The 26,810-nt window shown below is 69.8% G+C and carries 29 protein-coding genes; 13 read left to right on the top strand and 16 right to left on the bottom strand.

From position 1 onward, the window contains the following. The first annotated feature begins 191 nt into the window (after positions 1-191). Positions 192-368, top strand: a complete 177-nt coding sequence (locus IEY55_RS04335) for a hypothetical protein (protein WP_189054055.1) — start codon at positions 192-194, stop codon at positions 366-368. A gap of 286 nt (positions 369-654) precedes the next feature. Here IEY55_RS04335 and helR read toward each other — a convergent pair whose 3' ends face one another. From helR to IEY55_RS04295, 8 genes are all read right to left on the bottom strand, one after another. Continuing rightward, positions 655-2,835, bottom strand: coding sequence for an RNA polymerase recycling motor ATPase HelR (gene helR, locus IEY55_RS04330; RefSeq protein WP_189054053.1), 2,181 nt, complete (start codon positions 2,833-2,835; stop codon positions 655-657). Positions 2,836-3,200: 365 nt separating this feature from the next. Then, the gene (locus IEY55_RS04325; RefSeq protein ID WP_229685992.1) at positions 3,201-4,451 is read right to left on the bottom strand and encodes a glycosyltransferase; all 1,251 of its coding nucleotides are present in this window, start codon (positions 4,449-4,451) and stop codon (positions 3,201-3,203) included. Positions 4,452-4,523: 72 nt separating this feature from the next. Then, entirely contained in the window at positions 4,524-4,883 is a 360-nt protein-coding gene (locus IEY55_RS32910) for a helix-turn-helix domain-containing protein (protein ID WP_373289963.1), read from the bottom strand. Between the two features lie 168 nt (positions 4,884-5,051). Continuing rightward, the gene (locus tag IEY55_RS04315) at positions 5,052-5,849 is read right to left on the bottom strand and encodes an ESX secretion-associated protein EspG (RefSeq protein ID WP_229685990.1); all 798 of its coding nucleotides are present in this window, start codon (positions 5,847-5,849) and stop codon (positions 5,052-5,054) included. Next, positions 5,839-7,257 (bottom strand): PPE domain-containing protein, encoded by a 1,419-nt coding sequence (locus tag IEY55_RS04310; RefSeq protein ID WP_189054049.1) that lies wholly within the window; start codon positions 7,255-7,257, stop codon positions 5,839-5,841. Before IEY55_RS04310 ends, IEY55_RS04315 begins: the two co-directional genes overlap by 11 nt. A gap of 32 nt (positions 7,258-7,289) precedes the next feature. Further along, a complete protein-coding gene (locus IEY55_RS04305) occupies positions 7,290-7,883 on the bottom strand; it encodes a DUF3558 domain-containing protein (RefSeq protein WP_189054047.1) in 594 nt (197 codons plus the stop codon). A gap of 8 nt (positions 7,884-7,891) precedes the next feature. After that, positions 7,892-8,215, bottom strand: coding sequence for a PE domain-containing protein (locus IEY55_RS04300; RefSeq protein ID WP_189054045.1), 324 nt, complete (start codon positions 8,213-8,215; stop codon positions 7,892-7,894). A gap of 141 nt (positions 8,216-8,356) precedes the next feature. Beyond that, positions 8,357-8,989: a TetR/AcrR family transcriptional regulator gene (locus IEY55_RS04295; protein WP_189054043.1), complete on the bottom strand. Its 633-nt coding sequence runs from the start codon at positions 8,987-8,989 to the stop codon at positions 8,357-8,359. Between the two features lie 39 nt (positions 8,990-9,028). On the opposite strand from IEY55_RS04295, the gene IEY55_RS04290 reads away from it, so the two are divergent. Beyond that, the gene (locus IEY55_RS04290) at positions 9,029-10,153 is read left to right on the top strand and encodes a glycoside hydrolase family 113 protein (RefSeq protein WP_189054041.1); all 1,125 of its coding nucleotides are present in this window, start codon (positions 9,029-9,031) and stop codon (positions 10,151-10,153) included. 17 nt (positions 10,154-10,170) lie between these two features. Here the strand turns inward: IEY55_RS04290 and IEY55_RS04285 are convergent, their stop codons facing one another. Beyond that, a complete protein-coding gene (locus tag IEY55_RS04285) occupies positions 10,171-10,866 on the bottom strand; it encodes a hypothetical protein (RefSeq protein WP_189054039.1) in 696 nt (231 codons plus the stop codon). A 152-nt stretch (positions 10,867-11,018) separates the two neighbouring features. On the opposite strand from IEY55_RS04285, the gene IEY55_RS04280 reads away from it, so the two are divergent. From IEY55_RS04280 to mtnC, 5 genes are all read left to right on the top strand, one after another. Then, positions 11,019-11,870 (top strand): helix-turn-helix domain-containing protein, encoded by an 852-nt coding sequence (locus tag IEY55_RS04280; protein ID WP_189054038.1) that lies wholly within the window; start codon positions 11,019-11,021, stop codon positions 11,868-11,870. A gap of 9 nt (positions 11,871-11,879) precedes the next feature. Continuing rightward, positions 11,880-12,191 carry a DUF397 domain-containing protein gene (locus IEY55_RS04275; protein WP_189054036.1) on the top strand — a complete coding sequence of 104 codons (312 nt, stop codon included), beginning with the start codon at positions 11,880-11,882 and terminating at the stop codon, positions 12,189-12,191. Positions 12,192-12,292: 101 nt separating this feature from the next. Beyond that, entirely contained in the window at positions 12,293-12,913 is a 621-nt protein-coding gene (gene mtnB, locus IEY55_RS04270) for a methylthioribulose 1-phosphate dehydratase (RefSeq protein ID WP_189054034.1), read from the top strand. Positions 12,914-12,942: 29 nt separating this feature from the next. Next, positions 12,943-13,518, top strand: coding sequence for a 1,2-dihydroxy-3-keto-5-methylthiopentene dioxygenase (locus IEY55_RS04265; protein WP_189054032.1), 576 nt, complete (start codon positions 12,943-12,945; stop codon positions 13,516-13,518). Further along, on the top strand, positions 13,515-14,201 hold the full coding sequence (gene mtnC / locus IEY55_RS04260) for an acireductone synthase (protein ID WP_189054031.1): 687 nt from the start codon (positions 13,515-13,517) through the stop codon (positions 14,199-14,201). The genes IEY55_RS04265 and mtnC overlap by 4 nt, the downstream gene beginning before the upstream one ends. 54 nt (positions 14,202-14,255) lie before the next feature. On the opposite strand, the gene IEY55_RS32480 is transcribed toward mtnC, so the two are convergent. Next, positions 14,256-14,387, bottom strand: coding sequence for a hypothetical protein (locus tag IEY55_RS32480; protein WP_268239273.1), 132 nt, complete (start codon positions 14,385-14,387; stop codon positions 14,256-14,258). Between the two features lie 38 nt (positions 14,388-14,425). Here IEY55_RS32480 and IEY55_RS04255 point away from each other — a divergent pair, with 38 nt between their 5' ends. Beyond that, entirely contained in the window at positions 14,426-15,298 is an 873-nt protein-coding gene (locus tag IEY55_RS04255) for a hypothetical protein (RefSeq protein WP_229685989.1), read from the top strand. 36 nt (positions 15,299-15,334) lie between these two features. On the opposite strand, the gene IEY55_RS04250 is transcribed toward IEY55_RS04255, so the two are convergent. The 3 genes from IEY55_RS04250 to IEY55_RS04240 all read right to left on the bottom strand — a co-directional run bounded on the left by IEY55_RS04250 (position 15,335) and on the right by IEY55_RS04240 (position 16,896). After that, entirely contained in the window at positions 15,335-15,526 is a 192-nt protein-coding gene (locus IEY55_RS04250) for a hypothetical protein (protein WP_189054028.1), read from the bottom strand. Between the two features lie 105 nt (positions 15,527-15,631). Continuing rightward, positions 15,632-16,153, bottom strand: coding sequence for a hypothetical protein (locus IEY55_RS04245; RefSeq protein WP_189054027.1), 522 nt, complete (start codon positions 16,151-16,153; stop codon positions 15,632-15,634). Then, on the bottom strand, positions 16,150-16,896 hold the full coding sequence (locus IEY55_RS04240; RefSeq protein ID WP_229685988.1) for a CAP domain-containing protein: 747 nt from the start codon (positions 16,894-16,896) through the stop codon (positions 16,150-16,152). Before IEY55_RS04240 ends, IEY55_RS04245 begins: the two co-directional genes overlap by 4 nt. A gap of 82 nt (positions 16,897-16,978) precedes the next feature. Between IEY55_RS04240 and IEY55_RS04235 the strand changes: the two genes are divergently transcribed. Next, complete coding sequence (locus IEY55_RS04235) at positions 16,979-17,266, top strand: acylphosphatase (protein WP_189054026.1); 288 nt, start codon at positions 16,979-16,981, stop codon at positions 17,264-17,266. A 207-nt stretch (positions 17,267-17,473) separates the two neighbouring features. Beyond that, positions 17,474-21,109 carry a chromosome segregation protein SMC gene (gene smc / locus IEY55_RS04230; RefSeq protein ID WP_189054025.1) on the top strand — a complete coding sequence of 1,212 codons (3,636 nt, stop codon included), beginning with the start codon at positions 17,474-17,476 and terminating at the stop codon, positions 21,107-21,109. Positions 21,110-21,212: 103 nt separating this feature from the next. Here the strand turns inward: smc and IEY55_RS04225 are convergent, their stop codons facing one another. The 3 genes from IEY55_RS04225 to IEY55_RS04215 form a co-directional block, all read right to left on the bottom strand. Then, entirely contained in the window at positions 21,213-21,530 is a 318-nt protein-coding gene (locus IEY55_RS04225; protein ID WP_189054024.1) for a GNAT family N-acetyltransferase, read from the bottom strand. Positions 21,531-21,693: 163 nt separating this feature from the next. Continuing rightward, positions 21,694-23,208, bottom strand: a complete 1,515-nt coding sequence (locus IEY55_RS04220) for a sodium:solute symporter (RefSeq protein WP_189054022.1) — start codon at positions 23,206-23,208, stop codon at positions 21,694-21,696. 12 nt (positions 23,209-23,220) lie between these two features. After that, a complete protein-coding gene (locus IEY55_RS04215) occupies positions 23,221-24,420 on the bottom strand; it encodes an anhydro-N-acetylmuramic acid kinase (RefSeq protein WP_189054020.1) in 1,200 nt (399 codons plus the stop codon). A gap of 148 nt (positions 24,421-24,568) precedes the next feature. Between IEY55_RS04215 and ftsY the strand changes: the two genes are divergently transcribed. The 3 genes from ftsY to IEY55_RS04200 are packed head-to-tail and all read left to right on the top strand — an operon-like array spanning position 24,569 to position 26,735. Continuing rightward, the gene (ftsY, locus tag IEY55_RS04210; protein ID WP_189054018.1) at positions 24,569-26,101 is read left to right on the top strand and encodes a signal recognition particle-docking protein FtsY; all 1,533 of its coding nucleotides are present in this window, start codon (positions 24,569-24,571) and stop codon (positions 26,099-26,101) included. A 40-nt stretch (positions 26,102-26,141) separates the two neighbouring features. Continuing rightward, on the top strand, positions 26,142-26,480 hold the full coding sequence (locus tag IEY55_RS04205) for a DUF6247 family protein (RefSeq protein WP_189054015.1): 339 nt from the start codon (positions 26,142-26,144) through the stop codon (positions 26,478-26,480). Beyond that, entirely contained in the window at positions 26,481-26,735 is a 255-nt protein-coding gene (locus IEY55_RS04200; RefSeq protein WP_229685986.1) for a hypothetical protein, read from the top strand. The last annotated feature ends 75 nt before the right edge of the window (positions 26,736-26,810 follow it).

Genomic DNA, 26,810 nt, shown 5'->3' with positions numbered 1-26,810 from the left:
CACGCCCGGGGCCAACGCCCGCGGGCTACTGCCCAAGAGCTGTCAGCACATTGGGTCGATCTTGCTCAGGTGCTGCTGTGAGTGGCCGTTGTGGAAACACCAGTGATCTGCGATGCCGGGGCACCCTGTCCGTTGGCAGCCACGGTGACCGGTGTGAGCAGCAAAGACATCGCAGCGGGTGCCGTTGGTGGATGCCGTGCCATCGGGGCAAGGACATCGGGGACGACCGCGACGGCGGCCTGGCTCTGTTCCACCGGTTCCGCCGGCTGGCCTTGCACTGGGCACGGCGTCTCCACATCTGTCAGGAGTTTTTCACCCTGGCCCGCACCCTCATCAGTTGGCGTCGACTCCCACAGCAGCAAACGTGACAGGAGCTCCAATGCTGCGGGGGAGCGTCCGGACTCCACGGGATCGACGTGCTAGGGATCGAAACCTCCTGGACCGCCACGGCCATCGACGGCGACCCCGGCATCGGGTCCGGATCGCTGTCGGTCAGCCGCGCTGTTGGTGGTGAGTTCCTGCTCAATCTGTCCGTCGGGCCGCCCGGCGGCGCGCCTGAGAACTTCATTTACCCGGAGTTCCCGTGTCGTCTGGTCACGCTCTGGTTCAGGGCCGGCCGCACGCGAATCGCCATGCCAACCGTTGATTCCCGGCTTAAGCGGGTGTCCCGGTTTCGGCGAGTCCGGTCAGGACCTGCGGTAACGGGCCCTGGTGCAGGATGCCGAGGCGTTGGGTGGCGCGGGTGAGGGCGACGTAGAGCTCGGCCGCGCCGCGGGGGCCGTCGGCGAGGATCCGTTCTGGTTCCACGACCAGGACGGCGTCGAACTCCAGACCCTTCGTCTCCGACGCCACCACTGCGCCCGGCACGCCCGGTGGCCCGATCACGACGCTGGTGCCTTCGCGACCGGCTTCGTCCCGCACGAACTCCTCGATGGCGGCGGGCAGTTCGTCTTCGGTGACCCGCCTGGACCATGGCTGGACCCCACACGCGCGGACCGACTCCGGCGGCTGGACTCCGGGTGCGAACTCGGCGAGCAGCGCGGCGGCGACGGTCATGATCTCCGCCGGGGTGCGGTAGTTCACCGACAGCGACCGGTAGACCCAGCGGCCGGGCACGTATGGCTCCAGCATGGTGTCCCACGATGTCGCTCCGGCGGCCGAGCGGCGTTGGGCGAGATCGCCGACCACCGTGAAGGATCGGCCGGGGCAGCGCCGCATCAGCACCCGCCAGTCCATTTCGGACAGTTCTTGGGCCTCGTCGACCACGACGTGCCGGTAGGTCCAGTCCCGATCCGCGGCGGCGCGTTCGACGAGGTCACGGGTGTCGCGTTCGACGAAGCGGTCCGCCAGGTCCTCGGCGTGGAGCAGGTCCTGGGCGAGCAGATGGTCCTCGTCGTCCATCAGGTCCTGGCGCTCCATCTTGAGGATGTCCAGCACGCCGGCGGCGTACTCGGCCTCGGCCTTGCGTTCCCGCTCGGCGGCCTGGTCGGCCGGCTTGTCGCGGCCCAGCAGGTCGACCAGTTCGTCGAGCAGCGGCACGTCCGACACCGTCCAGGCGTCGCCGTCGGCGCGCAGCAGCGCCTGGTCAGCGCCTGCAGCTCGCAGCCGCTCGGGGGACGTGTACAGCTGCGCCAGCAGGTTTTCCGGAGTCAGGATCGGCCAAAGCTCGTCGAGCGCGGCGGTGAACGTGTCGTCGTCCGCGAGTTCCTCGAGCAGGTCCGCCCGCAGCTGTTCCCACGCCTCGCGGTCCTCCCGGGTCAGCCAGCCCCGGCCGATCCGGGCTATCGCCCGTTCGGTGAGTACGTACGTGACGATCTCGGTGAACACCGCGCGGGCCTCGTTGTGCGGCAGCCCGCTCGCGCGCGCCTCATCCCTCGCCCACTCGGCGGTTTCGGCGTCGATCCGCATCGTGACGTCCCGCAGAGCGATCGGCAGCGGGTGCTTCGGCAGCCGCTGCCGGTCGGCGATCGCCGCCGCGAGCACGTCGAGGATCTTCAGCGAGCCCTTGAGCCGCGCAACTTCCGGGGTGTCCTCGGCGGTGACGCGCAGACCGGGCACGAGGTCACCGGTGGTCATGAACACGACGTCGGACTCGCCCAGCGAGGGCAGCACGCGGCCGATGTGGTTCAGGAACGCCGGGTTCGGCCCGACCACGAGCACACCATGGCGTTCCATCCGCTCCCGCTGGGTGTAGAGCAGGTACGCGACGCGGTGCAGCGCCACCACGGTCTTGCCGGTGCCCGGGCCACCCTCGATCACCAGCACCCCCGGGTGGTCGAGCCGGATGATCGCGTCCTGCTCGGCCTGGATCGTCGCCACGATGTCGCGCATCCCCTCACCGCGCGGCGCGTTGACCGCCGCGAGCAGGGCGGCGTCCCCTCGTTCGCCGCCATCGGGGCGACCGAACACCTCGTCGGTGAAATCGACCAATTGACGCCCGCGAGTGTGGAACTGGCGGCGCCGGCGCATGTTCTCCGGGTTCGCGCCGGTGGCGGTGTAGAACGCGCGCGACGCCGGTGCCCGCCAATCGAGCAAGACCGGTTCGTAGTCGTTCTCCTTGTCGAAAAGGCCGATCCGGCCGATGTACGAGTGTTCGCCTGAAAGGGTGTCCAACCGACCGAAACACAACCCGTTGTCCGCCACGTCCAGCCGCTTCATCTCTTTGGCCAGCGCCCGCACCTCGACATCCCGTTCCATGGGTGTCCCGCCGTTTCCCCGCAACGCAGCGGTGTACTTGCCCTTCGCCCGCGCGCGCTCGGCGTCGAGCCGCGTGTAGAGCCCGGCCACGTAGCTCCGCTCGGACCGCAATTCGTCTTCGTACCCCTGAGTTGACACATACCCCTCACAGTGGCTGAACAGATGTTAGATTCGGCGGGTTCTTCATTGGGTTATGGAGGGCACGCCATTTTTTGCCTTCCCCCTCTTGTCAAGCCCCTCGCAGAACACGAAGAAGCGGGGCCTCAACGCGACGCCGCTAGCGCCGTTTCAAGGAACGTTGGCGTTGTAATCGTGTCGTGTGGATGGGCTGCTCGTGATGGTCCAGGCTTGGCTGTTGGAGGTGGCCGAGGTGGGGCGCCGGCCCGAGGTGTTCGGGCGACCGTTGGAGCCTGACGAGGCCCAGCGTTCGGTCGAGGTCGCCCGGACCACGAGGGACCGTGTCCAATTCCGGCACTTCCCGTGGCTCGACGATCCCGCGTGGTTCACGCGGACATCGGCGGCTTCTCACGGCTGAGCGCGTCGAGCAGCAGCGTCGCGGCCACCGCTGCCCCGTCGGTGCGGATCGTGCCGGCCACGGCGGTCGCTCGTGCGCGGGTCTCGTGGGTCAGGGCCGTGGTGAGCGCGGCGGACAGGGACTCGGTGGTCGGGGTCGGACCGTCGTGTGCCGCGCCGATGCCCAGGTCGGCCACCCGGCCGGCCCAGTACGGCTGGTCCGTCGCCTGGGGTACCACCACCTGGGGCGCGCCGGCCCGGGCGGCCGTCGTCGTGGTACCCGCGCCGCCGTGGTGCACGACGGCGGCCACCCGGCCGAACAGTGCCTGGTGGTTGACCTCGCCGACGACGAAGCAGTCGTCCCGGTCGTCGATCAGGGCCAGGTCCGCCCAGCCGCGCCCAACAAGTGCGCGGCGGCCCTGCGCGCGGATCGCCTCGATGGTCACCTGGGCGACGTCCTTCGAGGCGCGCATGGGCATGCTGCCGAAGCCTGCGTACACCGGTGGTGTGCCGGCGTCCAGGAACGCCTCCAGGTCGTCCGGGAGTGGGCGAACGTCGGGCAGGATCCACGCGCCGGTCTGTACGACGTCGAGGTCCGGTGTCTCCTGCCACGGGTCCAGGGTCGGGTCCGTCGCCAGCCACGGCTGGTCGCCGATGACGTAGTCGCGGACGTTGTCCACCGGGGGCAGGCCGATCGACGCCCGGTTGGTGTTGAGCGCCTCACCGAACAGCGCGTTGATGCTCTGGGCGTCCAGGTCCCACAGCATCCGGTTGTCGGTCACCTCCGGCGGGAACGGCCGGCCCGGGTACGCCAGCGGCGGGTGGTGCGGCGACGGCAGGGTGAGCTGCTGGAAGGTCGCGTGCACGTAGCGGATGCCCAGTTTCTCGGCCACCGACCGCGCGCCGGCCGCGGCAGGCATCATGCCGGTCGCCACCAGCGCGTCACATCCCTCGGCCGCCGCGGTGACCGCGTCGAACTGGCTGGCGATCAACTCGGCCGCGTGCCGGGGCAGGGATGACGGCGGCGGCGCCGCAGTCGTCAGCGCGCGCGCCGACCGGCCGACCGGCACCATCGGCACGCCGACACTGGCCAGCCGCTGCGCGAAGTCCTCGTCCGGCGGCGCGCACACCCGCACCTCCGCGCCGAGGTCCCGCAACCGCACCGCGAGTCCCACCAACGGTTCGACGTCCCCGCGCGATCCATACGTCGACAACAACACACGCACTTCGCGACCCCCCATGTCCACAGGTTCTGACTTTCGGCCGGTGATTCTGCGGCATGACCCGGGTCTTGCCGCAAGTCCCCCGGTGCGCTATAAGTTGAGAGTGGGAGAGGAATGGGTGTTCTCCTTTTCGGCGTCGCAGCCATCCCGAGATCCGCTGTGGCGACCATCGCGTTCCAGCTTCTCCTCCACCATCGCGGCCAACCCTGGTAGCCGCGAGAGCTTGGTCGGCTTCGGACACCATGCTCGTGACCACGCCGCCCGATAACCCGCGCGTCCGTCGCTACCCGTGAGCTCGCGGCTGACCGTCGGGGATGGGCGGCCCAACCCGGTCGCGATAGCCCGGAACGACAGATCCGCGGCCAAGCCACGCGAGACCTCCCCCCGCTGCGCCAACGACGACGCGTCGGCCCGGTTCAGCGGATTTGGGGCGCTGTTCGTCCCGCACATACCTGGGAAGAGATCGGTGCCGTGTGCTTGGAATGTCGGCGCAGAGGGCACGCCAAAGGATGCTCCGGCGAGCTAAGGAATCATCGACGAACACGGCTGACTCGTGCCCGGCTAGCGAAGGTCGCGGGAAACCGGTGATTCAGGCTCGTTGGTCCGTTGAGCCGCGGGCTAATGCCAGGAGCGGTCGCGCCAGTCGTCGAGTTCGGCGACAAGTTCCGAGACCTGCTGCACCAGGCGGCGCGCGTCGCCGGGCACCAGGGTGCACCAAGCCCGACCGTTCCCGGGCCGGCGGCTGAACAGGTACCGCCCCCGAGGGTCGTCGTAGAAGGTGACCACGTGGCTGGCCCGCTGCCGGGTCCCATGCCGAGGCGTCCGGGCAGCGCCGAACTGCCCGAACCGAATGGTGTTCCCCAGCACCTCGGCAATCTTGCGCGCCGACTTGGAGTCCAAACCCTCGGCGGCCAACTCGTGTTCGAGGATCCGAGCGTTCTCACCGGCCCGCTGCGCGGCCACGTCCAGGGTCTCGGCGGGCAGCGTGATCGAACGACCGGTGCCGGGCGGATGCGGCGGCAACAACGACACCACGGCCCGAGCCAAGCCGCTGGCCGGCACCCGCGACAGGCTCAGGTGCCGGGTGTCCAGGCGGGCCAACACCCCGTGCTCACCGACCGACGCGGCCAGGCCCGAGACCCGCGGCCCCTCGGGGTCGATGTGCAGCCGGGCGTCAACCTCCCACTCCGGCCGAGCCAGGATCGCCAACCGGTCCGCCAGATCCGGGTCGAGGTCGCCGGGCCGGCCGAAACCCCTCTCCCACAAGGACTGCCATGCCTGCTGGCGCAGCTCCTCGCGCTCCTCGACCGTGCGGCCGTGCCCGTCGATCGTCAACACGACGGGATAGGGACCCAGCCGGAGGTACTCCCACAGGAAGTCGTACTCCGGCCAGGTCAGCACCATCTCACGAGTCATACCGCGGCGGCCGTTCCCCGATCACCGGTGGTGCGACCTTGTTGATGCCACCGGTCCAGATGTCCTCGTCCTCCTCCAGGTAGGAGGGTGCGCGGTGTTCCTTGTCCTCCTCGCCCTTGCCCCGGGCACCGGCGGCACCCATCGGGCCACCCATGCCGGCACCGCCCGGACCGGCCGGGCCACGCGCACCGGCAGCACCCCGGGCCGCGGCCTCCTCGGCGCCGAACGCACCCGCACCGAAACCGGAACCGGGCCCCATCCCGGGCCGTCCACCACCCTGGCCGGGCCCGCCGTACCCGGACCCACCGGGACCGAAGCCGCCGGAACCACCGGAACCACCCGGGCCGAAGCCACCAGCCGGACCACCGAAACGGCCGCCCATGCCGCCGGGCCCACGCCCGGACACCCCGGGATTCCCACCGGACGCACCGGGACCACCGGTCCCCGGCCGGCCGTACGGCCCGACGTACGGGCCACCGTAGGGGCCGCCCGGCCCGTAGCCAGGGCCGCCACCCGGCGGCTGGCCGGTCGGCGGAACGCCCGTACCCGGCGGCATGGCACCCGGACCACCGGAGGAACCCGGCGGGAAAGCCGCGGGATTCGTGGTCGGCGGCGGGGTCACCGATGCGGGGTCAGTGCCCGCGGCAGGCGGTGTCGCCACCCCACCGGTCCAGTTCGAGCCACCACTGGGCGGGGGAGCGACCGAGTGCTGGCCACCGCCGGAAGTGCCCGGACCACCCCAGGTGTGGCCGCCACCGCCACCCGGGCTGACCGTGCCCGGACCACCGTCGATCGTCGAGCCCGTGGGCTGCGGAGACGGAACGTCGACCACGACCTCGGGCGGCGGGGTGAACTGCCCCAGCCGGGAAGTCGCCGATGACGAGTTGGACTCGTATCCGCCCATGACGCGGACGGCCTCGGCCTTGGCGTTCTGCGCCGCCTGCTCCTGCTTGTCCTGGTCGGTCTGCCCACCGACGAGGTGCGTGATCCCGGCGGGGATACCACCCCAGTCCGAGTTGGCGGTGGAGGTGACCGGCACCGGCTCAGGCATCTTGTTCTTGGCCGAGCTGTAGGAGTCGACCTGCTCGGTCACCCCGGCCTGGCTCGCCTGCCCGGCGGTCCCGGCATCGTTGGCCCACTGGGCGAGCGGCGTGATCCCCATCCGGGCGGCATCAGCCGCCTGGCCTTCCCACTCCGCACCGGCCTTGGAGAGCGCCTGGTTGGTGCGCTCCTCGGCGTTCTGCATGAGGGTGACGAACTCTTTCCACGCCCCGCTCGGCGCGGGACCGCCGCCCCCGGGCGAGGCCGCCGGCACGATGCTCCCGTCAGGCGTGCACAGCGACCCGCCGTGAATCATGTCGTAGAGCTGCCGGTGGCTGTAGCCATCCCAGTGGTATCTGCCGGACATGTCTCCCCTCACCCCCGCCAGGACATCGCCAATCAGGACGACGCCGTGAGCGTCGTCATCGCCGCCTCAGCGAACTGCCGGGCGGCCTCGCACATCGCCGGCAGTTCCGACTCCTTGCCCTTGTCGACCTGAGCGGTGGAGTAGAGGTACTGGCCATCAGCCACATCCACCGCAACGCTGCAACTCCGGTCATCGTTGGGCAATGTGACCGCAATCGCTGGAAAACCCGCGATGGGTTGCTGCTCCTCGGCTTTCCCGGTCCGGTTACCGGAACGCCATGCCTCAACGCCTTCAGTCGTTACTGCGGTGATGCGGTATACGCCTACCTTGGTGCTAAACGAACAGTTGGATGCCTTGAATGCATCGCTCGTACCCGGGCGTGGTTCGCGCTCGATGCTGAACTTGGCTCGCTGCTGCGCCGAAATGAGACCACATGGGTCCTTGCCGTCGAGCTTGATCTCTCGAGGGCGAGTCGAGGCCGCCATGGACGGGCTCGCAGTGGGCTGAGACGCTGTGTCAGATGGCGGGGTGGTATCCGGCGCAGCCGTTCCACCCGACGAACTGCCGCACCCCCCGATAAGAGCAAGTGCGAGGGTGCTTGCCGCAAGCCAGATTGTTCGACGCATGTAAGTGTTCAGCTCCGTTGCTGGAGGTTGGCCGTGTTCGTGTCCTCGACCAGCCCGTATGTCTTTGCTGCTTGGTCCAACGCGTCAATCACCGAGGCAAGGCGCTGAATGTATGTCTCGGCAACGTCTACCGCAGTATCGGCGTTCTCCTTGACGGCCTTGGCTGCGTCGAGGCTGACCGGATCGGCCCCCTGCGGCCGTAGCGCGAGAGCTTCTCGGTTGTTGAGCAGGAAGTCACGAACCTCGTCGCGGACGTCCTCAAGCTCGCGCTTGAGCTGGAGAACGTTCTCCGGGCGGACGCTGAGCTTGGCGGTGCCACCGCCTCCCGACATCGCCCCTGCTGCGCCTGCACCGGCCGCCATGAACGGCATGAGTCGACCCCCTACACACCACGCGATCCGGTGGATCACGGTAGCAAGGACGTCCCCTACGGGGGGATGGTTCCCCAACGATGGTTGGTGACGGGGATCACCTCAGTCACCGGGACGGCGGACAGCGAGCTCGAACATGGTGGCCAGCTCGTCGGCGTAGGCGTCGATGTCGGTGTCTGGTCGGGCGATCAACTCGACCGGCGTGGCCTCCAGTGCGGCGAGCACCGAGACCGCCATGACCCTGGGAGAGAACTCGCGAAATTCACCCGCGCGTTGGCCCTCCCGGAACATCTCTTCCAACTCGGTCAACGCCTCTTCCCGCCCCCGGTCCACCCAGTCGCGCGCCTTCGCGGCGTCGTTGGCACCGGATGCGGCGATCCGCGCTACCGCGAGCATCTCGACCGCATGGTCCGCGCAGTAGCGCACGAAATTCTCGATCAACGCGCGCAGCGCCTCGGTGCAGCTAGCCGCGTCCTCGGTCCGGTCGGACAAGGCGCGGTCCATCGAGCCGTAGACGCTGAACATCACCTCCATGATCAGCTCCTCGCGCTTGGCGAAGTGGTAGCTGATCAGGCCCGGGCTGATGCCCGCACGCCGCGCGATCTGCGCGAACGACGCCTTGGCGTAACCGATCTCGGCGATGGTCTCGATGGCCGCCCGGACGATCTGCGCGCGTCGCGCCTCCTCGATGAACGACCGCCGGACCTGGTCGCCCGACCGATTTTCTGGTTGCATGACCAGCAGACTAGTTGAGTGACTAGCGAGGGGGGACCAATGATCGATCTGGGGATGAACCGCGTCACCTTCCTGCGGGCAGCGATCGGTGGGTTTGCGCTGGCCGCCGCGAGCAACGGCTCCGCTGCCGCCGCGGCCGCGTCGGGGCCGCGGATGCGTGGCGGCGTCACCTACGACACCGGCGTTCTGCACTTTCCGGGGGAGCCGCTCAGCAGGGTGCGTTGGGACCGGACGCTGATGGAGCAGGAGATCCGAGCGATCCGCAAGGACATGCGGTGTGACTCCATCGTCGTGTTCGGCAGCGAAATCGGCCGGCTGACGGAGACGACCGCTGTGGCGTTACAGCGGAACCTGCGCGTCTTCGTCCAGCCACGCCTCTACGACCATCCGCAGCGGGAGATTCTCGACCACCTGGCCGAGACGGCGCGCGAGGCGGAGCAGTTACGCCGGCACTGCGGGATACGGCTCACGCTCGTCGTCGGCTGCGAGTTCCTACTGTTCACCCCGGGGATCGTCCCCGGGGTGAACTTCTTGGAGCGGATCCAGAACCTGCAGAAGATGCCACCGGAGGAGTACCCGGCGCTCCGGAAGCGCTTAGAGGACTACATGCGCCGGGCCGTGTCGGTCGCCCGCGCGAACTTCCACGGGCGGATCACCTACGGCGCCACGACCGGTGAGCCGGTCGACTGGTCGCTGTTCGACATCGTGGGCTTGGACTACTACGAGTACTTCCGGGAGCAGGAGGAGTACAGCAAGGACCTGGCGCGCTACCGGAAGTGGGGCAAGCCGATCACGATCCTGGAGTTCGGATCGTGCACCTACACCGGGGCTCCCGAGCGAGGCGGAATGGGATGGGACGGTGTCATCGACTGGGAGGTGGTCCCGCCGCAGGTCAAGGACGCATACGTCCGCGACGAGCGGGCTCAGGCCGACCACATCGCGCGCATGCTCAGGATCTTTGAGAGGGAGACCCTGATGGGCGCGCACGTGTACACGTTTATCTCGCCCGATTCGCCGCACTCGCCGATCCGCGAGCTGGACTTGGACATTGCCTCGTACAGCCTGGCCAAGGTGATCCGGGAGAACTATGAGGATCCGGAGTCGTCGTACCGCTGGGAGCCGAAGGAGGCGTTCCACGCCCTGAAGCGCCACAACTGCCGATAGGCCAAGGGATTCGGCACTCAAGAAGCCTCCGGGGGCCGGGGTTTCGTGCGGTTGAGTTCGGCCACGGCGTGGTCGAGGGCGGCGCGGGCTTCGGTGAGGACGGCGATCCAGTGCGGAAGGCACTGGCGGTTGATGGCGAGGTTGAGGTCGCCGTGGCTGCCGATGCTGAGATGGAGCTGGTCGCGGAAGGGATCGAGTTCGTAGCCGAGCCGAACGTCGCCGTTGACGATGACATCGGCGACCACGTCGACCCTGCGGTCACGGCGCATGGGGGACTCCAAGGTGTCGGGATCGTCCGGGGTGCCCGGGAGACGGGTGTAGCCGTCCTCGAGATGGGTGATGAGGTCGAGGAGATCGGGGCCGGCGAAGGCGACGTGGATTTCGTCGTCGGGGAGCCGCAGATAGAGCTCCATCGTGCGGGCCTTGATGGCCCTGTCGGACTCTCTTTCGGAATCGGGTGGCCGGGCGCCGAGTAGGCGGCGGCCGTGTTGGGTGTGTTCGCCGGGGACGGCGCAGACCTGGCCGGTGCGCAGGGTGGTGAGCAGTTGGAGGGTGGAGTCGCGGTCGAGGGCGAGGGTGAACTTCGCGGTGGACGCCAGGCGGATGAGGAGGAAGCGGGAATCTGAAGAAAGTTCGATTTGGGTGGTACACGCCCCGGTTCCGGGCTCCATGCCCTCGACTTGGCGGTAGAAGAGAAGTCGTTCTGCCATCATGAGAGGCCTCGCCTTCGAAGCTCGCAACGTTGCTTGAAGGCTCCCAGCAACATGGGGAGCCGACAATTACTACATAGAGTGAATGCGTCGTGTGTCAGCGACGGGCACTCTGGATTGCGGCAGCGTCCAGTCAAGTAAGCCGGAGGTTCCGGATGGCCGCCCCGAAGCGCCCCACGGTTCGAACCAGAGGTCTCGCCTACGAGCTGCGAGTCCTCCGAAATCAGAGGAATCTCACCTGTCGCAAGGCTGCGGAGGAGTTGGGCTGGCAGGCATCCAAGCTCTCCCGGATGGAGACGGGCCAGCAGAAGATCGACGTAGCCGATGTCGCGTCGCTGCTGGTGCTCTACAAGGTTCGAGGCCAGGAACGCGCCCGGCTTCTGGAGCTAGCCAAGCGAGCTGAGGAACGGGGGTGGTGGGAGACCGCCTCTCCCGGCTTGTCGAATCTGTCTCGCACGATGATCGGTTTCGAGGCTGATGCTGTCCGCATCACGACCTTCCAGCTTTCGCTAGTACCCGGCTTGCTCCAGACCGCGGACTACACGCGAGCCTTGATGAGGGGTGGCCACGTACCAGCAGGTGAGGTAGAACCACGGGTCGTGATCCGGATGGGCCGACAAGCGATCCTCAGCCGGGAGAGTCCGCCCGAGTATCTGGCGATCATCGATGAGGCAGCGTTGCGCCGGAGGCTGGGAGGCACTCGTCTGATGGCCAGACAGCTCCGGCACATCGTCGAGACCGCCGAGCGGCCGAACGTTGCGGTCCAAGTGCTGCCGCTCTCGGCTGAGGGGCATCCGGGACTCGATGGTCCGTTTACGATCTTGAACTACACGCGCGGCCGCTCGGTGGTACACCTGGAGCACAAGATCTCCAGTCTCTTCCTGGACAAACCCGAGGAGGTCTCGGTTTTCTCGGCGGCTGCCGATACTCTCCGTAGGACGGCCATGGATCCCGAGCAGTCGGTCAAGTTCATCGAGGCTGTCGCGTGGGAGTTGGAACGAGAGTAAGGACCCCAGATGACGCGGCCTGCGCGAGGTGACGCCGGGTGGCGGAAGAGCAGTTATAGCGGCACCGACACCGACTGTGTCGAGGTTGCCTGGAGGAAGAGCACTCGCAGCGGCACAGACCAAGACTGCGTCGAGGTAGCTTGGCGGAAGCCCAGCCTCAGCAAGAACCAGGGCGCCTGTGTTGGGGTCTCCTCCCTCTCCGGCGCCGTCGGGGTCCGCGACTCGAAGAACATGGGCGGTCCGGTCCTCTCCTTCTCCTCCTCCGCCTGGTGTTCCTTCCGCTCCGCCCTGCGGCGCGGGGAGCTGGACCTCCTCCGCTGACCTCCTCCCTACCTCCGCTCATCTCATCAGGTGGGAGGCGTTGTCCCTGGTTCGCGGGGATTCCTAGCGTGGTGCCATCCGGGTGGGAGTGGGAGGAGCCGATGACGTCCATCGACCTGGAGAACGCCGCCGGCCGGCTGGCCGAACTGTCCCGCGGTCTCTACCACCGTGGCTGGATGGAGGGCACCGCCGGCAACCTCTCGGTCCGTCTCGGCGACGACTCCGCCCTGATCACCGCCAGCGGCCGTAGCAAGGGCGAGCTTTCCGCCGGGGACGTCGTCGAAGTGGACATTTCCGACTCCCGTCCCGTGCACGAGGGCGCCCCCCGCCCCTCCGCCGAGACCACGATCCACACCGCCCTCTACCGGCTCTTCCCGGACTGCGGGGCCGTCGTCCACGCGCATCCGCCCTACTCCACCGCGGTCGCCGCGCGCGAGGCCAGCGCCGGCCGGTCCAGCATCACCTTCAGCGAGTTCGAGATCATCAAGGGCATCGGCTCCGCCGACCCCTTTCGGGTGCAGGTTCCGATCTTCCCCAACTGGCCCGAGGTGCCGCGCATCGCCGACGACGTGACCGCCGGCCTCGCACCGGACGCCCCACCCGTCTTCCTCATCGCGCATCACGGCGCCACCGCCTGGGGCCCGACCCCCGAGGTCGCCCGCAACCGCCTGGAATGCCTCGAATCGCTCTGCCAGCTCCATCTGCTGCTGAACCGGGGCTGAGCCGAACCGGAACTGAGAGGATTCACGTGATGACTCTGCTGCAGATCATGCCGGAGCACGACGGGCAGAAGGTTCTCCTGCGCACGACCGACATCGAGCGCATCAGGGAAGAGCTGGAGCCGCACGGGATCGTGCTCGAACGCTGGGACACCGTCCCGCTGTCGCCGGAAGCCGGCTCCGACGATGTCTTGGCCGCCTACGAATCCGACGTCGAGCGGGTCAAGAAGCAGGGTGACTACCGCCTTGTCGACGTTGTCCGGCTCGTCCCGAATGACCAGGATCCGGAGTGGCCGGCCAAGGCCAAGGCAGCCCGGGAGAAGTTCCTCGACGAGCACACCCACGACGAGGACGAGGTCCGCTTCTTCGTCGAGGGCCGTGGCTGCTTCTACCTGCACCTGGGGGACCGGGTCTACGCCGTGGTCTGCGAGGCCGGTGACCTGATGTCCGTTCCGGCGGGCACCCGGCACTGGTTCGACATGGGGACCTCCCCCCGGTTCTGCGCCATCCGCTTCTTCCAGGAGGAGGACGGCTGGGTCGCGGGCTTCACCGGGGATACGGTCGCGTCCCACATCCCCTACCTGGACGAGCTGCTGGTGAGTCGATGATCCGTCACGTTGTCCTCGACATCGAGGGCACGACGAGCCCGATCTCCGCGGTGCACGAGGTGCTGTTCCCCTACGCCCGGGCCCGGCTGGAGGAGTGGGTCCACCGTTCCGACCCCGCGGTAGCCCATGTCGTCACGGAGGTTCGCGGCGACATCAACCGACCGGGCGCCTCGCTGGACGAGATCGTGGCGGTGTTGCGCCGGTGGATCGACGAGGACCGGAAGGTCGCCCCGCTCAAGACGTTGCAGGGCCTCATCTGGGAGCACGGCTTCGCCGATGGTGAGCTGGTCGCCGAGGTCTACGACGACGTGCCCCCGGCGCTACGGGACTGGACGGCTGCCGGGCTCCGTTGCTGGATCTACTCGTCGGGATCGCGGAAAGCCCAACAGCAGTGGTTCGGGCATACCGGGCACGGCGACCTGACCGGCTACCTCAGCGGTTACTTCGACATTCCCAGCGCCGGACCGAAGAAGGAGGCCGCTTCCTACCGGCGGATCCAGGAAGCGGTGGGCGGTTCGCCCGACGAGTTCGTCTTCCTCTCCGACGTCGCGGCCGAACTCGATGCGGCCGCGATGGCCGGATGGCACACGATTGGCGTGCGCAGGGAAGGCGCCCCGGAGGTTGGGGACCACCGTTCCGTTCCCAGCTTCTCCGACATGCGCCTCGAGGAGTTCGTGCGTTAGGTCGCCGCTGTCCCTCTGCGCTGTCCCTCTCCCCGGGCCGTGTCTGCGCGTTGTCTACTTGCCGTCCGCTGTCTTGCGCGCCACGAGGAAGGCCCGTGGCGTCGTCTCCACGCCGTCGTCATCCCGCTCGCGCAGCACCCGGGCCTGTACGACGAGATCGCCTCGCCCACGCGCCGGCGGGGCCACGCACGCCCCGTTAGCTAATGTTCATGTAGAAGCCGTCGTTGATCGGGGCGGTGAAGCAGGAATCACACGATCGGATGGCGAGTGTGTTGCGAGGGGCCAAGGAAGAGGGGAACCTCGATGGGTTGTTGCTCGCGAGTGGGAGGCGTACGGTGCGACCAACAGGAATTGTGGCCAATATTGCGACCGCCACGGTGATGACCTCTGCGCTGTTTGCTGGTGCGGTGGGTCCGGCTTTCGGTCGACCCGCGGCCGAGCCGCATTACGAAAACATCGCGCTCGCAACCAAGACACCATTCGTTGGTGACCACGCGCTGGTCAGATTCGAGACGGATACCGACAACCTCACCGCGGCCCCCACCGATGGTGCGGTGGAGGAGGACGGCAGTATCAAGCTCCAGGTCGACAAGGGTCACCTGGAGCATAGCGAGCGCAAGATCACCGGTGGCGAGAGCCTGTTCAGTGGCGGTATCAACTTCAGCTCCGAAGAGAAGCAGGTGAGGCAAGCGAAGCTCACCTCGATGTCCCTCAACATCGGTAACGGTAAGGTGCACAGTAAGATTAACGGTGTCGATGTCGTCCTGGGCGTCATCGACACAAGCACGCTCCTCCTCCAAAAGAAAAAGGATTCCCGGCAGCTCGATGTCGTGATCCTGGACAGGGACGTCGAGCTAAGCGATGAGGCCGCGAAGAAACTTGATTCGTCGCTCGGGACCACGGCTTTTACTGAGGGCGACGCCAGGTTGACCATGTCGGCCGTGTGTCGGGTCAATCTCAACAAGGCCCTTGCTGCAGATCTGGGGCTGGACCTGGACGCCGCCATCAAGGCTGAGCTCGATAAGGAGATCCAACTCAACGAGCCTATTGACCTTGCGCCGGGCCAGAAGTTCCGGCACCTGCGGGAGGCTCGCTGAGCCCTGCGCCGAGGTATCGACGGAAATGGTCCCGGCTTACCGGCGGGCGACTTCGGCGCGGACCGCGTCGGGGATGTGGCCGGTGTGGTCGATCGGCGTCCATGGCTCGGTCCGTACCCACTGCGTCCCGCAGCCACGACAGGCCAGCACGGGCATGCCGTCCCGCTCCACCCGCGTGGGATGCCACGAGCAGAGCGAGCGGCACGGATGTGCGGCCAGTTCCGTCATTTCCGGTCCGTGCGGTCTCCGGGTCCGTGTCCCCGCGTCCGTGTCGTCCCGGCCGATTCCGGATCGGTCTCGGGTCGCCATCTCCGGTCGATGGTCCCGGTCCCGTCAGGTGTTGGTCGGTTCGGGCTCCGAGGTCGTGGGGGACGGTGCCGGTGTGGTCGTCGTGGGCGGGGGTGTCGTTGTCGTCTTCGGCGGGTTCGTGGAAACGGTCCCACCACCCGGCGAGGGTTTCACGCCCCCAGTGTCCCCGTCCTCCCCACCGGGGTCCGGTGTTTTCTCGGTCACGGGCGGATGCCCGCCATCGGCGGGCGCCTGGTGACGCTGCCTGTTCCGAGGCGCCGTCTCGGTGCTCGACTCGGCGGCGCTGCTCGACGGAGCAGGCGACGTGGTGGCGCCGGCGCTGCTACTCCCGGCGGGCGGTGGGATCGCTGCCGGCATAGGGCCCGGCGTGGACGGCGTGAAACTAACCCCGGCCGCCGGGTCGGCGGGCGCCGGCTCCGCACCACCGCCGACCAGCGCGGCGACCGTCGCGAGCACGGTCGCGGTCAGTGCGGCCGCACCACCCAGCGACACGGCCGGCGGCAGGTTGAACGGCTCGCGGGGGAGCGGGGGCGTGGAGTCGCTCACCGGCCGAACACCTGCGTCCAGTACCAGCCGCGGGTGTCCAGGCCGATACCGATCGTTCTCAGGCCACAGTTGAGGATGTTGGCGCGGTGGCCGGGTGACTTCATCCAGGAGTCCATGACCTGCTCGGCGCTGCGCTGGCCGCGGGCGATGTTCTCCGCGCCCGGGCTCGGGTAGCCGGCGGCCTTGGCCCGCTGCACGAACGTGCCGCCCTCCGGGCTGGTGTGCGAGAAGTAGTTGCGCTCGGCCATGTCGGAGCTGTGGCCCTGCGCGGCGTCGGCGAGTCGTGCGTCGGTCGTCACCGGCCCGCAGCCGGCCTGCCGGCGCTCGCTGTTGACCAGGTCGATGACCTTGCCCGTCGTCCCCTGGTCCGCGGCGGGTGCGGGCGGCTTCGGCGGTGCGGGGCGCTTCGGGGTCTCGCGGGTGGGGGAACCGGTGGTCTCCTCCGGCGTGGTGGTCGTCGGTTCGGGCTCGCTGGTCGTCTCCGAGGTGGTCGCCGGGGCGGAGCTTGCGTCCGGCGAGGCCGGCGGCTCCTCTGGGGTGACCGCGGGGCCGACCGCGACCGGTCCGGGGCTGGACTCGGCGGACGGGGCGGGGGAGGGACCGTCGCCGAAGGCGGCGAGCGGGAGGACGTCGCGCACGGCGTCCGGGGCGACGAGGTGGATTCCGCCCATCCCGATGGCGCCCACGAGGAGCGCCACCAAGGCGGGAACGGCGGAGGAGCGGTGGCGGCTGGGCTCACTCACGGCGGGGGACCCTACACCACGGTGTGTAGCTCAAAAGAGTGAGAAGCGATCTTGTGGCGGCAATGCGGCAGGATTGGTGGCGATGGTTCCCCCCGACGAGACGACCCGGTTGACCGCGTGGGTACACGGCACCGTGCAGGGCGTGGGTTTCCGCTGGTGGACGCGGTCGCGGGCGTTGGAGCTCGGCCTGGTCGGCAGCGCGCGCAACCTGCCGGACGGGCGGGTGGAGGTGGTGGCCGAGGGGATGCGGGTGCACTGTGAGCGGCTGCTCGACCTCCTCCGCTCCGCCGGTACACCCGGTCGAGTGACGACGGTGGTGGAACGGTGGTCACCCGCCAGGGGCGACCGCGTCGGGTTCGTCGAGTGCTGAGCGGCGGATTGTCAGCCCGGCGGGCCGAACCAGCCAACTTATCATGAGTGATCTAGCCCCTACGGGTGAAGAAAGCCGGGGCGCGCCGGGGCTCGTCCGCCGGGGCCGTCCGGCCCACCAAGTACGCTCGGCCGGACCGGGTCCGATCCGACCAGGCAGGACGGCTGCGGACCGGCAGCAGTAGGTAAAGCGAGAGGCCGCGGCACCGTGCACCTGAAGAGCCTGACGCTAAAGGGCTTCAAGTCCTTCGCCTCCGCCACGACGTTGCGCTTCGAGCCCGGCATCACCTGCGTCGTCGGCCCCAACGGCGCCGGCAAGTCCAACGTGCTGGACGCGCTGGCCTGGGTGATGGGCGAGCAGGGCGCCAAGGCGCTGCGCGGCGGCAAGATGGAGGACGTCATCTTCGCCGGCACCGCCGGCCGTCCCCCGCTCGGCCGCGCCGAGGTCACCCTCACCGTCGACAACGGCGACGGCGCGCTGCCCATCGACTACACCGAGGTCTCGATCACCCGGCGCATGTTCCGCGACGGCGCCAGCGAGTACGAGATCAACGGCAACACCTGCCGCCTGCTCGACATCCAGGAGCTGCTGTCGGACTCCGGCATCGGCCGCGAGATGCACGTGATCGTCGGCCAGGGCCAGCTCGCCGAGATCCTGCAGTCCAAGCCCGAGGAGCGGCGTGCCTTCATCGAGGAGGCCGCCGGCGTGCTCAAGCACCGCAAGCGCAAGGAGAAGGCGCTGCGGAAACTCGACGCGATGCAGGCCAACCTCACCCGGCTCACCGACCTGACCGCCGAGCTGCGCCGCCAGCTCAAGCCACTGGGCAAGCAGGCCGAGATCGCCCGCAAGGCCCAGCAGGTGCAGGCCGAGCTGCGCGACGCCCGGCTCCGGCTGCTCGCCGACGACCTGGTCACCGCACGCGCCGAGCTGGCCCGCGACGAGGCCGACGAGGCCGCCGCCCGCGCCCGCCGCGGCGAGGTGGAACAGGCCCTCCAACTCGCCCAGGCCGAGCAGAACACCCTCGAGGAGAAGCTGGCCGCCGACGCGCCCCGGCTGAGCCGCGCCCAGGACACCTGGTACCGGCTGTCCGCCCTGGAGGAGCGGCTGCGCGGCACCGTCCGGCTCGCCGCCGAGCGCGCCCGGCACCTGTCCGCCGCGGTCGAGCAGCCCCGCGGCGGGCGCGACCCCGAGCAGCTGGAGGCCGAGGCCGAGCAGGTCGCGGCGCAGGAGGCCGAGCTGGCCGAGGGCGTCGAGGTGGCGCGCGAGGCGCTGGCCGCGGCCTCGGCCGCCCGCGCCGACCTGGAGGAGGCGCTGCGGGACGCCGAACGCGCGCACCTGGCCGCGGTGCGGGCCATCGCCGACCGCCGCGAGGGCCTGGCCCGGCTGTCCGGCCAGGTGGACGCGCTGCGCGGCAGGGCCAGCTCCGCCGAGGAGGAGATCGAGCGACTGTCCGCCGAGCTGGCCGAGGCGGTCGAGCGGGCCGAGCAGGCCCGGCTCGAGTACGAGGAGGCGCGCGCCGCCACCGACGTCGAGGACGAGGGCGACGACGACCTCGCCGAGCGCAGGCGGATCGCCGCCGAGGAGCACCAGCAGGCCCGGGCCCGGGTGGACGAGCTGGTCGCCGCCGAGCGCGCCGCGGAGAAGGAGATCGCCTCCTGGAAGGCCCGCGTCGAGGCGCTGTCCATGGGACTGGCCCGCAAGGACGGGGCCGGCGCCCTGCTCGCCGCCGGGGCGCGGCTGCCCGGCCTGCTCGGGTCGGTCGCCGCGCTGCTCACCGTCGAACCGGGCGCCGAGGTCGCCCTGGCCGCCGCGCTCGGCGCCGTCGCGGACGCGGTGGCGGTCGCGGGGCCGGACGACGCCGTGGCCGCCCTGGAGCTGCTCAAGAGCGAGGACGCCGGCCGCGCCGGGCTGCTGGTCGGCGGCGCGAACCCGACCGTGGACCGGGCGAACTGGCCGCCGCTGCCCGACGGCGCCCGCTGGGCGGTCGACCTGGTTCGCGCTCCCCAGCAACTGCAACCGGCCCTGCACCGCTCCCTGGACCGCCTCGCCGTCGTCGACGACCTGCCGGCCGCCCGGGCGCTGGTCGCCGCACACCCCGGTGTCCGCGCGGCCACCACCGGAGGTGACCTGCTGGGCGCCGACTGGGCGGTGGGCGGCTCCGGTCGCGACCAGAGCGTCATCGAGGTGCGCGCGGCGGTCGACGAGGCCGAGAACCAGCTGGCCGCGACCGAGCGCCGCCTGGAGCGGGCCAGCGCCGCCCTGGCCGGAGCACGCGACGAGGAGGCCGCACGGCGTGCCGCCGTGGGCGAGACGCAGGAGGCCGTCAACGACGCCCGGGTGCGCCGCGCCCGCACCGGCGAGCGGCTGACCCGGCTGCAGCAGGTGGTGCGCTCGGCCGAGACCGAGGTGGAGCGCCTGGAGCGGCAGAGCGCCAAGGCCGAGCAGGCCCGTACCGAGGCCCTGGGGCGGCTGGCCGAGCTGGAGGAGCGGTGGACGGCCGCGCAGACCGACCAGACCGGCGCGGACGAGCCGGACACCACCGAACGCGACGAGATCGCCGCCCGGCTGGCCGCCGCCCGCCAGGAAGAGGTGGAGAGCCGGCTGGCGCTGCGCACCGCCGAGGAACGGCACCGCGCCCTGCAGGGCAGGGCGGACGGGCTGCGACGCGCGGCCCGCGCCGAGCGGGAGGCCCGCGAGCGGGCCGAGCGGGCCCGCCGGGCCAGGGCCCGGGGCGCCGAGGTGGCCCGCACCGTCGTGGCCGCCGGTGAGCACGCCCTTGGCCGGATCGCGGTGTCGCTGACCCGCGCCGCCGAGGAACGCGACGCCGTGCAGCGGCTGCGGGCCGAGCACGAGGAAGCGCTCGGCAAGGTGCGCAGCCGGGTCCGCGAGCTGTCCACCGAGCTGGAGAAGCTGACCGACGCCGTGCACCGGGACGAGGTGTTGCGCGCCGAGCAGCGACTGCGCATCGAGCAGCTGGAGACCAAGATCGGCGAGGATTTCGGCATCGGCCTGGACGACCTGGTCGCCGAGTACGGGCCGACCGTCCCGGTGCCGCCCAGCCCCGCCGAGATGGCCGAGTTCGAGGCGGCCAGGGAGCGCGGCGAGGAGGTCACCGCGCCGCAGCCGGTGCCCTACGACCGGCCCACCCAGGAGCGGCGGGCCAAGCGGGCCGAGAAGGACCTGGCCCTGCTGGGCAAGGTCAACCCCCTCGCCCTGGAGGAGTTCGCCGCGCTGGAGGAGCGCTACCGGTTCCTGTCCACGCAGCTGGAGGACCTCAAGCAGACCCGGCGCGACCTGCTGACCGTGGTCAAGGAGGTCGACGACAAGATCCTGGAGCTGTTCGGGTCCGCCTTCTCCGACGTGGCCCGGGAGTTCGAGGTGGTGTTCTCGGCACTGTTCCCCGGCGGTGAGGGGCGGCTGCTGCTCACCGACCCCGAGGACCTGCTCACCACCGGCGTGGAGGTGGAGGCCCGCCCGCCGGGCAAGAAGGTCAAGCGGTTGTCGCTGCTGTCCGGCGGTGAGAAGTCGCTGACCGCGGTGGCCATGCTGGTGGCCATCTTCCGGGCCCGGCCCTCGCCGTTCTACGTGCTCGACGAGGTCGAGGCGGCACTGGACGACACCAACCTGCGCCGGCTGCTGGGCCTGCTGGAGAAGCTGCGCGAGAGCTCGCAGCTCATCGTGATCACGCACCAGAAGCCGACGATGGAGATCGCCGACGCGCTCTACGGCGTCAGCATGCGCGGCGACGGCATCTCGGCGGTCATCTCGCAGCGCCTGCGCGGCCACGACGCCGAGCCCGTGCCGGATCCCGCCCCCGCCGAGCCGGAACCCCGGTCGGCGTAAGGTGGTCTCACCGTCCATAGTGGACTGGGTTGGGCGAGTAACGGTGTCCGGGCCCCGGAAATGACGGATCAGGTGAGTTCTGCCCGGTGCGGCTGGGTCGGGCTCAGGACTTCGCCTCCGCGGTGACCCGCTCGACGTCGACCGGGTCGACCAGCTCCAGGTACTCCGGGTGCCGCCGGATCCAGCCCGCGATGAACGGGCACAGCGGCCGGACCACCCGATCGTTCCGGCGCGCGATGTCCAACGCCTGCCGGGCCAGGGCGCTGCCCACCCCGCTTCCCTCGTAGGCGTCGTCGACCTCGGTGTGCGTCATGAGCAGCTTCTTGCCGAGCCGTACGTACTGGACGTAGCCCGCCAGCCTGCCGTCGACGTGGGCTTCGAACCGGGACCGTTCCGGTGCGTCCGTCACGATGACGTCCACGCCTGGCCTCCTGTCTCCCGCGGGACACCCGCCCGGTGACCGGGAATGCCGGGAACGCCGAGCGTCCCGGCCACCTCCACCCCCTCGCGGGCCGGTGGTCGCGGACCACCACTCACGGCTCACGGTGCAACGATTGCGGCGGGACCGCCATTCCAGCGCGGCGTCATGCCGCCTCGGCTTCCGACGCCAACGGCGGTTCGGGCCGCTGGGCGGGCCGTCGGTGCCGCGTCGCCAGCAAACCACCCACCAGCAGGGTGACCGCCACCCCCAGCGGGGTGTACCAGGGGAAGGCGAGCGCGACCTCCTTGCCGTTGGCGGGAAACCGCGGCACCAGGATGACGAAGGCCATCACCGCAACGGTCACCACGAAGGCGATGACGGCGTCGACCTGCGTTGCGCGCCGCACCAGCAGCCCGAGCAGGAACGCCCCGAGCAATGCCCCGTAGGTGTAACCGGTGATGCCCAGCCCCAGCTCGACAACCGGCGTCGTGGTGCCGCTGAACAGCGAGGCGAACCCGACGAAGACGGCCGCCCAAACCAATGTCCACAGTCGACCCTGCCGCAGGATTGTCGCGTCCTCGGGCTCGCGACGGGTGAAGCGCTGGTACAGGTCGCTGACCGTGGAGGTGGACAGCGAGTTCAGCGAGGAGGACAGCGTGCTCATCGCCGCCGCCAGGATCCCGGCGATGAGCAGCCCGGCCAGGCCCACCGGCAGTTGCTCGACGATGAACGTGGGGAACAGCTCGTCGGGGCCCGACATCCCCAGCGACGCCGGGGAAGCGCCCCGGTGGAACGCCCACAGCATCGACCCGACCAACAGGAACAACGCGAACTGCAGGAACACCACGACACCGCTGCCGATGAGCGCCCGCTGGCCGTCCCGCAGGTTCCGGCAGGCCAGCAGCCGCTGCACGATGAGCTGGTCGGCGCCGTGCGAGGCCATCGACAACACCGCGCCGCCGACGATGGCCGTGACGAAGGCGTACTGGCCGGTGAGCGGGTTCGCCGCAAAATCGAACAGCTGGAACTTGCCGGCGTCCGCCACGCTGCCCAGCCAGCCTTCGGGGAGCTTGGAAGCGAGCACGCCGATGGCGAGTAGCGCGCCGCCGACGTAGATCATCATCTGGATCGCGTCCACCCACACCACGGCACGGATTCCGCCGAGATAGGTGTAGATGACGGTGAACAGCGACAGCGCGATGATGATCAGCCGGAAGTCGATGGTGACGCCCATACTGGCCAGCACCACCTTGATCGTCAGTGCGGTGAGGAACAGCCGGACGCCGTCGGCCAGCAGCCGGGTGATGAGGAAGGTCACCGAGGCCACGCCCTGGAGCCCGCCGCCGAAGCGCTGGCCGAGGTAGGCGTAGGCGCTGACCAGGTTGCCGGAGAAGTAGCGGGGAAGCAGCACCAGGGCGACCACGATGCGACCCACCAGGTAACCGAGGGCCAACTGGAGGAATCCGAAGGTGCCCAGGTATGCCACCCCCGGCACGCTCACCACGGTCAACGTCGACGTTTCGGTGGCCACCACCGAGAAACACACCGCCCACCAGGGAAGTGAGCGGTTGCCGAGGAAGTAGTCGGTGGAGGAGCGCTGTCTGCCGGACAGCAGCAGGCCCAGCGCCGGCATGGCCAGCAGGTAGAGCACGATGATGACGGCGTCGAGTGAGCGCAAGTCCCCTCCAGCTCAGCTCACGGTCACGCGCAACGCGCGCGGCATCTTGTCGACCGGTGGCGGCAGGCGCAGTGGCCCGTCGCCCGGCGTGATGTCGCCGAGCACGCGCCTTCCCGTTGCCCCGGTGGCGCTCGGCAGGTTTCCCGGTAGGCCGTGCAGGGTGAGAAACGCCAGCAGCGCGCCGAGGTAGGCCTCCTTGGCGTCGGTTGGCAGGCCGAGTTCGTCGCTGGTGCGAAGCACGCAGTCGTCGAGCTGGCGCCGAAGCCGGTCCATGAGGGCAGCGTTGTGCACGCCACCGCCGGAGGCGACGACCAACCGGGCGTCATGCCGGTGGCACTCGCGCGCGACCGTCACGGCGGTCAGCTCGGTGAGCGTGGCCAGCAGGTCCCGGTCGTCCACCGGGGGCAGCCCAACCTGCGCGGCACGCACGTGGTCGAGATGGAAGTGCTCCTTGCCGGTCGACTTCGGTGGGGGCGCGGCGTAGTAGTCGTCCGCCAGCAGGCGGTCGAGCAGATCGAGCCGGACGCTGCCGTGGGCCGCGATCCGGCCGTCCGCGTCGTGGCCGAGCTCGCCTTGCGAGATGTGGCGGCATGCGGCGTCCAGGAGGGCGTTTCCGGGGCCGGTGTCGTAAGCCAGGGGCTCGTTGCTGCCGTCGACGACGGTGATGTTCGCGATGCCGCCCAGATTCAACGCGACCGTGCTTCCATTGCCTCCGGCCAGGTCCGCGAGCCAGAGGGCGTCGAGGATCGACGTCAGCGGCGCGCCTTGGCCGCCCGCGGCGACGTCACGGGGGCGGAAGCCCGACACCACGGGCAGGCCGGTCGCCTCGGCGATCCACGCCGGCTGGCCCAGCTGGAGTGTGCCCAGGCAGCGGACACCACCGCGCGGCTCGGGCTCGACCCAGTGATAGAGCGTCTGGCCCAGGGAACCGACGAGGTCGGCGTTGCCGTCCGCCAGCTCGGCGATCCCCTGCGCCGCCGCCTCGGCGAAGGCCAGCCCGACCTCGGTGTCCAGCTCGCACAGGCGACGCGCGGAGCAGTCCGCCGGCGGGAGCGCGGCGAGCAGCCCGGCGCGCACCGGTTCCGGGTAGGGCACGGCCAGCGCGCCGAGCGGGGTCAGCTCGAGCACGTCCACGGTCAGGCGGAGGTCGGCCACGGCGACGTCCACTGCGTCCAGGGAGGTACCGGAGATCAGGCCGACCACGCGAGACATGAGTGTGGTCTACGCCACTTCCGGGGTCGCTGACAACCCGCGCTGTGAATGATTATCGAAGTGTTGCTCATTGTTGCCACCCATTGACATGGGCTGCTCGCGCCCGGGGTGACCCGGTCGCCCACGGCGCGGATGCGAGGATGACAACGTGTCCACTTCGACGCTGATCTGGATTGTCGCAGCCGTCGCCGCGGTGTTGGTCGTCGCCCTCGTGGTCGGGGTGACCTTCACCCGTCGCCGGCGCATCCGCCTGACCAAGGCCCGCGACGCCGAACGCAAGCCCGCCGAGTACCGCGCGGGTGGGGGGATCAGCCTGGCGCCGGGTGGACCGTCGGCCGGACCGGCACAGGCGGACACCCCGCACCCGGTGCGGGAGCGGACCGAGGTCGACGGCCAGCCCGGCGTCGGCGACGACGCCGCCGTGCCACGGGACACCCCGCGCCGCGGCATCGTCGACGTGACCCTCCCGCCCACCGAGGAGAAGCCGGCGACGACGCCGGTGGCCGAGCCCGCGGAGGAACTGCCCGCGCCGCGCCGCGAGGCGGGGCCCGTGGCCGAGCCGGAGCTGGCGGCCCCGGTCGAGGAGAAGCCCGCCGAGGCGCCGGAGGCCCCTGCTGAGCCGGCTCCCCCGGAGGCTCCGGCCGAGGCTCCGGCTCCCCGGACCCCCGTGGCCGAGACTCCGACTCCCGAAGCACCCCCCGTTGAGGTCCCGCCGGCCCCCGCTGAGCCCGTGGCGCCGGCCGTGCCCGTCGAGGAGATCGCGCCCCCGGCCGGCCGGCTGGAGCGGCTGCGCGGCCGGCTGGCCCGCTCGCGCGGCACCCTCGGCCAGGGCCTGCTCGGCCTGCTCGGTGCCGGCGACCTCGATGAGGACTCCTGGACCGAGGTCGAGGACACGCTGCTGATGGCCGACCTCGGCGCGGCCACCACCATGGAGATCACCGAGAAGCTGCGCACCGAGATCGCCACACGGGGCGTGCGCACCGCCGACCAGGTGCGGCAGCTGCTCCGCGAGGTGTTGACCGACGCGCTGCACCCGGAGATGGACCGGTCGGTGCGGGCGCTGCCGCACAACGGCAAGCCGGCCGTGGTGCTGGTCGTGGGCGTGAACGGCACCGGCAAGACGACCACCACGGGCAAGCTGGGTCGGGTGCTGGTCGCCGATGGGCGGCAGGTGCTCCTCGGCGCGGCCGACACCTTCCGTGCCGCCGCCGTTGACCAGCTCGCCACCTGGGCCGAGCGGGTGGGCGCCGAGGTGGTGCGCGGCAAGGAGGGCGCCGACCCGGCCGCCGTCGCGTTCGACGCGGTGAAGCGGGGCGTGCAGACCCACGTGGACGCGGTCCTGGTGGACACCGCCGGCCGCCTGCACACCAAGACCGGCCTGATGGACGAGCTGGGCAAGGTCAAGCGGGTGGTGGAGAAACAGGCCGAGGTGGACGAGGTGCTGCTGGTGCTGGACGCCACCACCGGCCAGAACGGCCTCACCCAGGCCCGGGTGTTCTCCGACGTCGTCGACGTCACCGGGATCGCGCTCACCAAGCTGGACGGGACCGCCAAGGGCGGCATCGTCTTCCAGGTCCAGCGCGAGCTGGGCGTGCCGGTGAAGCTGGTCGGCCTCGGCGAGGGCCCGGACGACCTGGCTCCCTTCGAGCCCGCCGCCTTCGTCGACGCCCTGCTGGCCTGACGTTGTGATGTCGGTCGGCCCGGGGCGCTATGGTGTTCGCATGGCCTTGCCCGCCGCTCACCCGCCGGATGACAAGCCGGTCCCGCCACCGGCGGACCCGCATGCCATCCGCGCCTCCCTCAGCCCAAACCTGGCCGCCGAGTTCGACCGGGAGTGGACGCTGGTGCTGGAACGCGTGAAGCAGTCCATGGACCTCAGTGCGATACATGATCTACTGAACAAGTGGCAACACACCGCGTACATGGAGATGCGTGACCCCGGGTCGTACTACCGGCTGCTGGCCAAGGCCGAGGAGATCCTGCGTACCGGCAAGGCCCCGGAGGGCAGCATCTCGGGTGAGCAAATGAAGGCCCTGATCCGTGAACGGCTGGGCAAGTAGGTGTATCAGCTCGTCGTCTATCCCGATGCACAAGAACAGGTTGCGGCACTGCCGAATGAAGCGCTGGACGCATACGCTGAGCTGCTGAGCGTGCTGGAACTCGCGCCGTGGTCGGGCCGGCCGCAATACGATGGCAACCCAGAAGGGGCTGTACGGCGGTGGGCGTTCGGCCCCAGGGCGGCTGGTCAGGTGGTCTACCTGATCTTGGAGGATCAGCGTGAGGTCCACATAGCCTTGGTGCAGTGGTGGGGTTGATCGCTCAATTGTCGGCGTGATGGCCGGACGACCTGGCTCCCTTCGAGCCCGCCGCCTTCGTCGACGCCCTGCTAA

The organism is Longimycelium tulufanense, from assembly GCF_014645795.1.
Classification (GTDB): Bacteria; Actinomycetota; Actinomycetes; order Mycobacteriales; family Pseudonocardiaceae; genus Longimycelium; species Longimycelium tulufanense.
The sequence above is the reverse complement of the archived record's forward strand: the minus strand, read 5'-3'. Positions and strand labels throughout refer to the sequence as shown.

Bases quoted from the DNA above. Each gene is read 5' to 3' on its own strand.
- IEY55_RS04215 (WP_189054020.1), bottom strand. From the start codon at position 24,420: ATGTCTCGCGTGGTCGGCCTGATCTCCGGTACCTCCCTGGACGCAGTG.
- IEY55_RS04300 (WP_189054045.1), bottom strand. From the start codon at position 8,215: ATGTCGGGAGGCGGTGGCACCGCCAAGCTCAGCGTCCGCCCGGAGAAC.
- IEY55_RS04205 (WP_189054015.1), top strand. From the start codon at position 26,142: ATGGCCTTGCCCGCCGCTCACCCGCCGGATGACAAGCCGGTCCCGCCA.
- IEY55_RS04305 (WP_189054047.1), bottom strand. From the start codon at position 7,883: ATGCGTCGAACAATCTGGCTTGCGGCAAGCACCCTCGCACTTGCTCTT.
- IEY55_RS04290 (WP_189054041.1), top strand. From the start codon at position 9,029: ATGATCGATCTGGGGATGAACCGCGTCACCTTCCTGCGGGCAGCGATC.
- IEY55_RS04335 (WP_189054055.1), top strand. From the start codon at position 192: ATGCCGTGCCATCGGGGCAAGGACATCGGGGACGACCGCGACGGCGGC.
- IEY55_RS04265 (WP_189054032.1), top strand. From the start codon at position 12,943: ATGACTCTGCTGCAGATCATGCCGGAGCACGACGGGCAGAAGGTTCTC.
- IEY55_RS04315 (WP_229685990.1), bottom strand. From the start codon at position 5,849: ATGACTCGTGAGATGGTGCTGACCTGGCCGGAGTACGACTTCCTGTGG.
- mtnB (WP_189054034.1), top strand. From the start codon at position 12,293: ATGACGTCCATCGACCTGGAGAACGCCGCCGGCCGGCTGGCCGAACTG.
- IEY55_RS04295 (WP_189054043.1), bottom strand. From the start codon at position 8,989: ATGCAACCAGAAAATCGGTCGGGCGACCAGGTCCGGCGGTCGTTCATC.
- IEY55_RS04325 (WP_229685992.1), bottom strand. From the start codon at position 4,451: ATGGGGGGTCGCGAAGTGCGTGTGTTGTTGTCGACGTATGGATCGCGC.
- IEY55_RS04285 (WP_189054039.1), bottom strand. From the start codon at position 10,866: ATGATGGCAGAACGACTTCTCTTCTACCGCCAAGTCGAGGGCATGGAG.
- IEY55_RS32910 (WP_373289963.1), bottom strand. From the start codon at position 4,883: ATGTGCGGGACGAACAGCGCCCCAAATCCGCTGAACCGGGCCGACGCG.
- mtnC (WP_189054031.1), top strand. From the start codon at position 13,515: ATGATCCGTCACGTTGTCCTCGACATCGAGGGCACGACGAGCCCGATC.
- IEY55_RS04250 (WP_189054028.1), bottom strand. From the start codon at position 15,526: ATGACGGAACTGGCCGCACATCCGTGCCGCTCGCTCTGCTCGTGGCAT.
- IEY55_RS04275 (WP_189054036.1), top strand. From the start codon at position 11,880: ATGACGCGGCCTGCGCGAGGTGACGCCGGGTGGCGGAAGAGCAGTTAT.
- IEY55_RS04310 (WP_189054049.1), bottom strand. From the start codon at position 7,257: ATGTCCGGCAGATACCACTGGGATGGCTACAGCCACCGGCAGCTCTAC.
- IEY55_RS04280 (WP_189054038.1), top strand. From the start codon at position 11,019: ATGGCCGCCCCGAAGCGCCCCACGGTTCGAACCAGAGGTCTCGCCTAC.
- IEY55_RS04235 (WP_189054026.1), top strand. From the start codon at position 16,979: ATGGTTCCCCCCGACGAGACGACCCGGTTGACCGCGTGGGTACACGGC.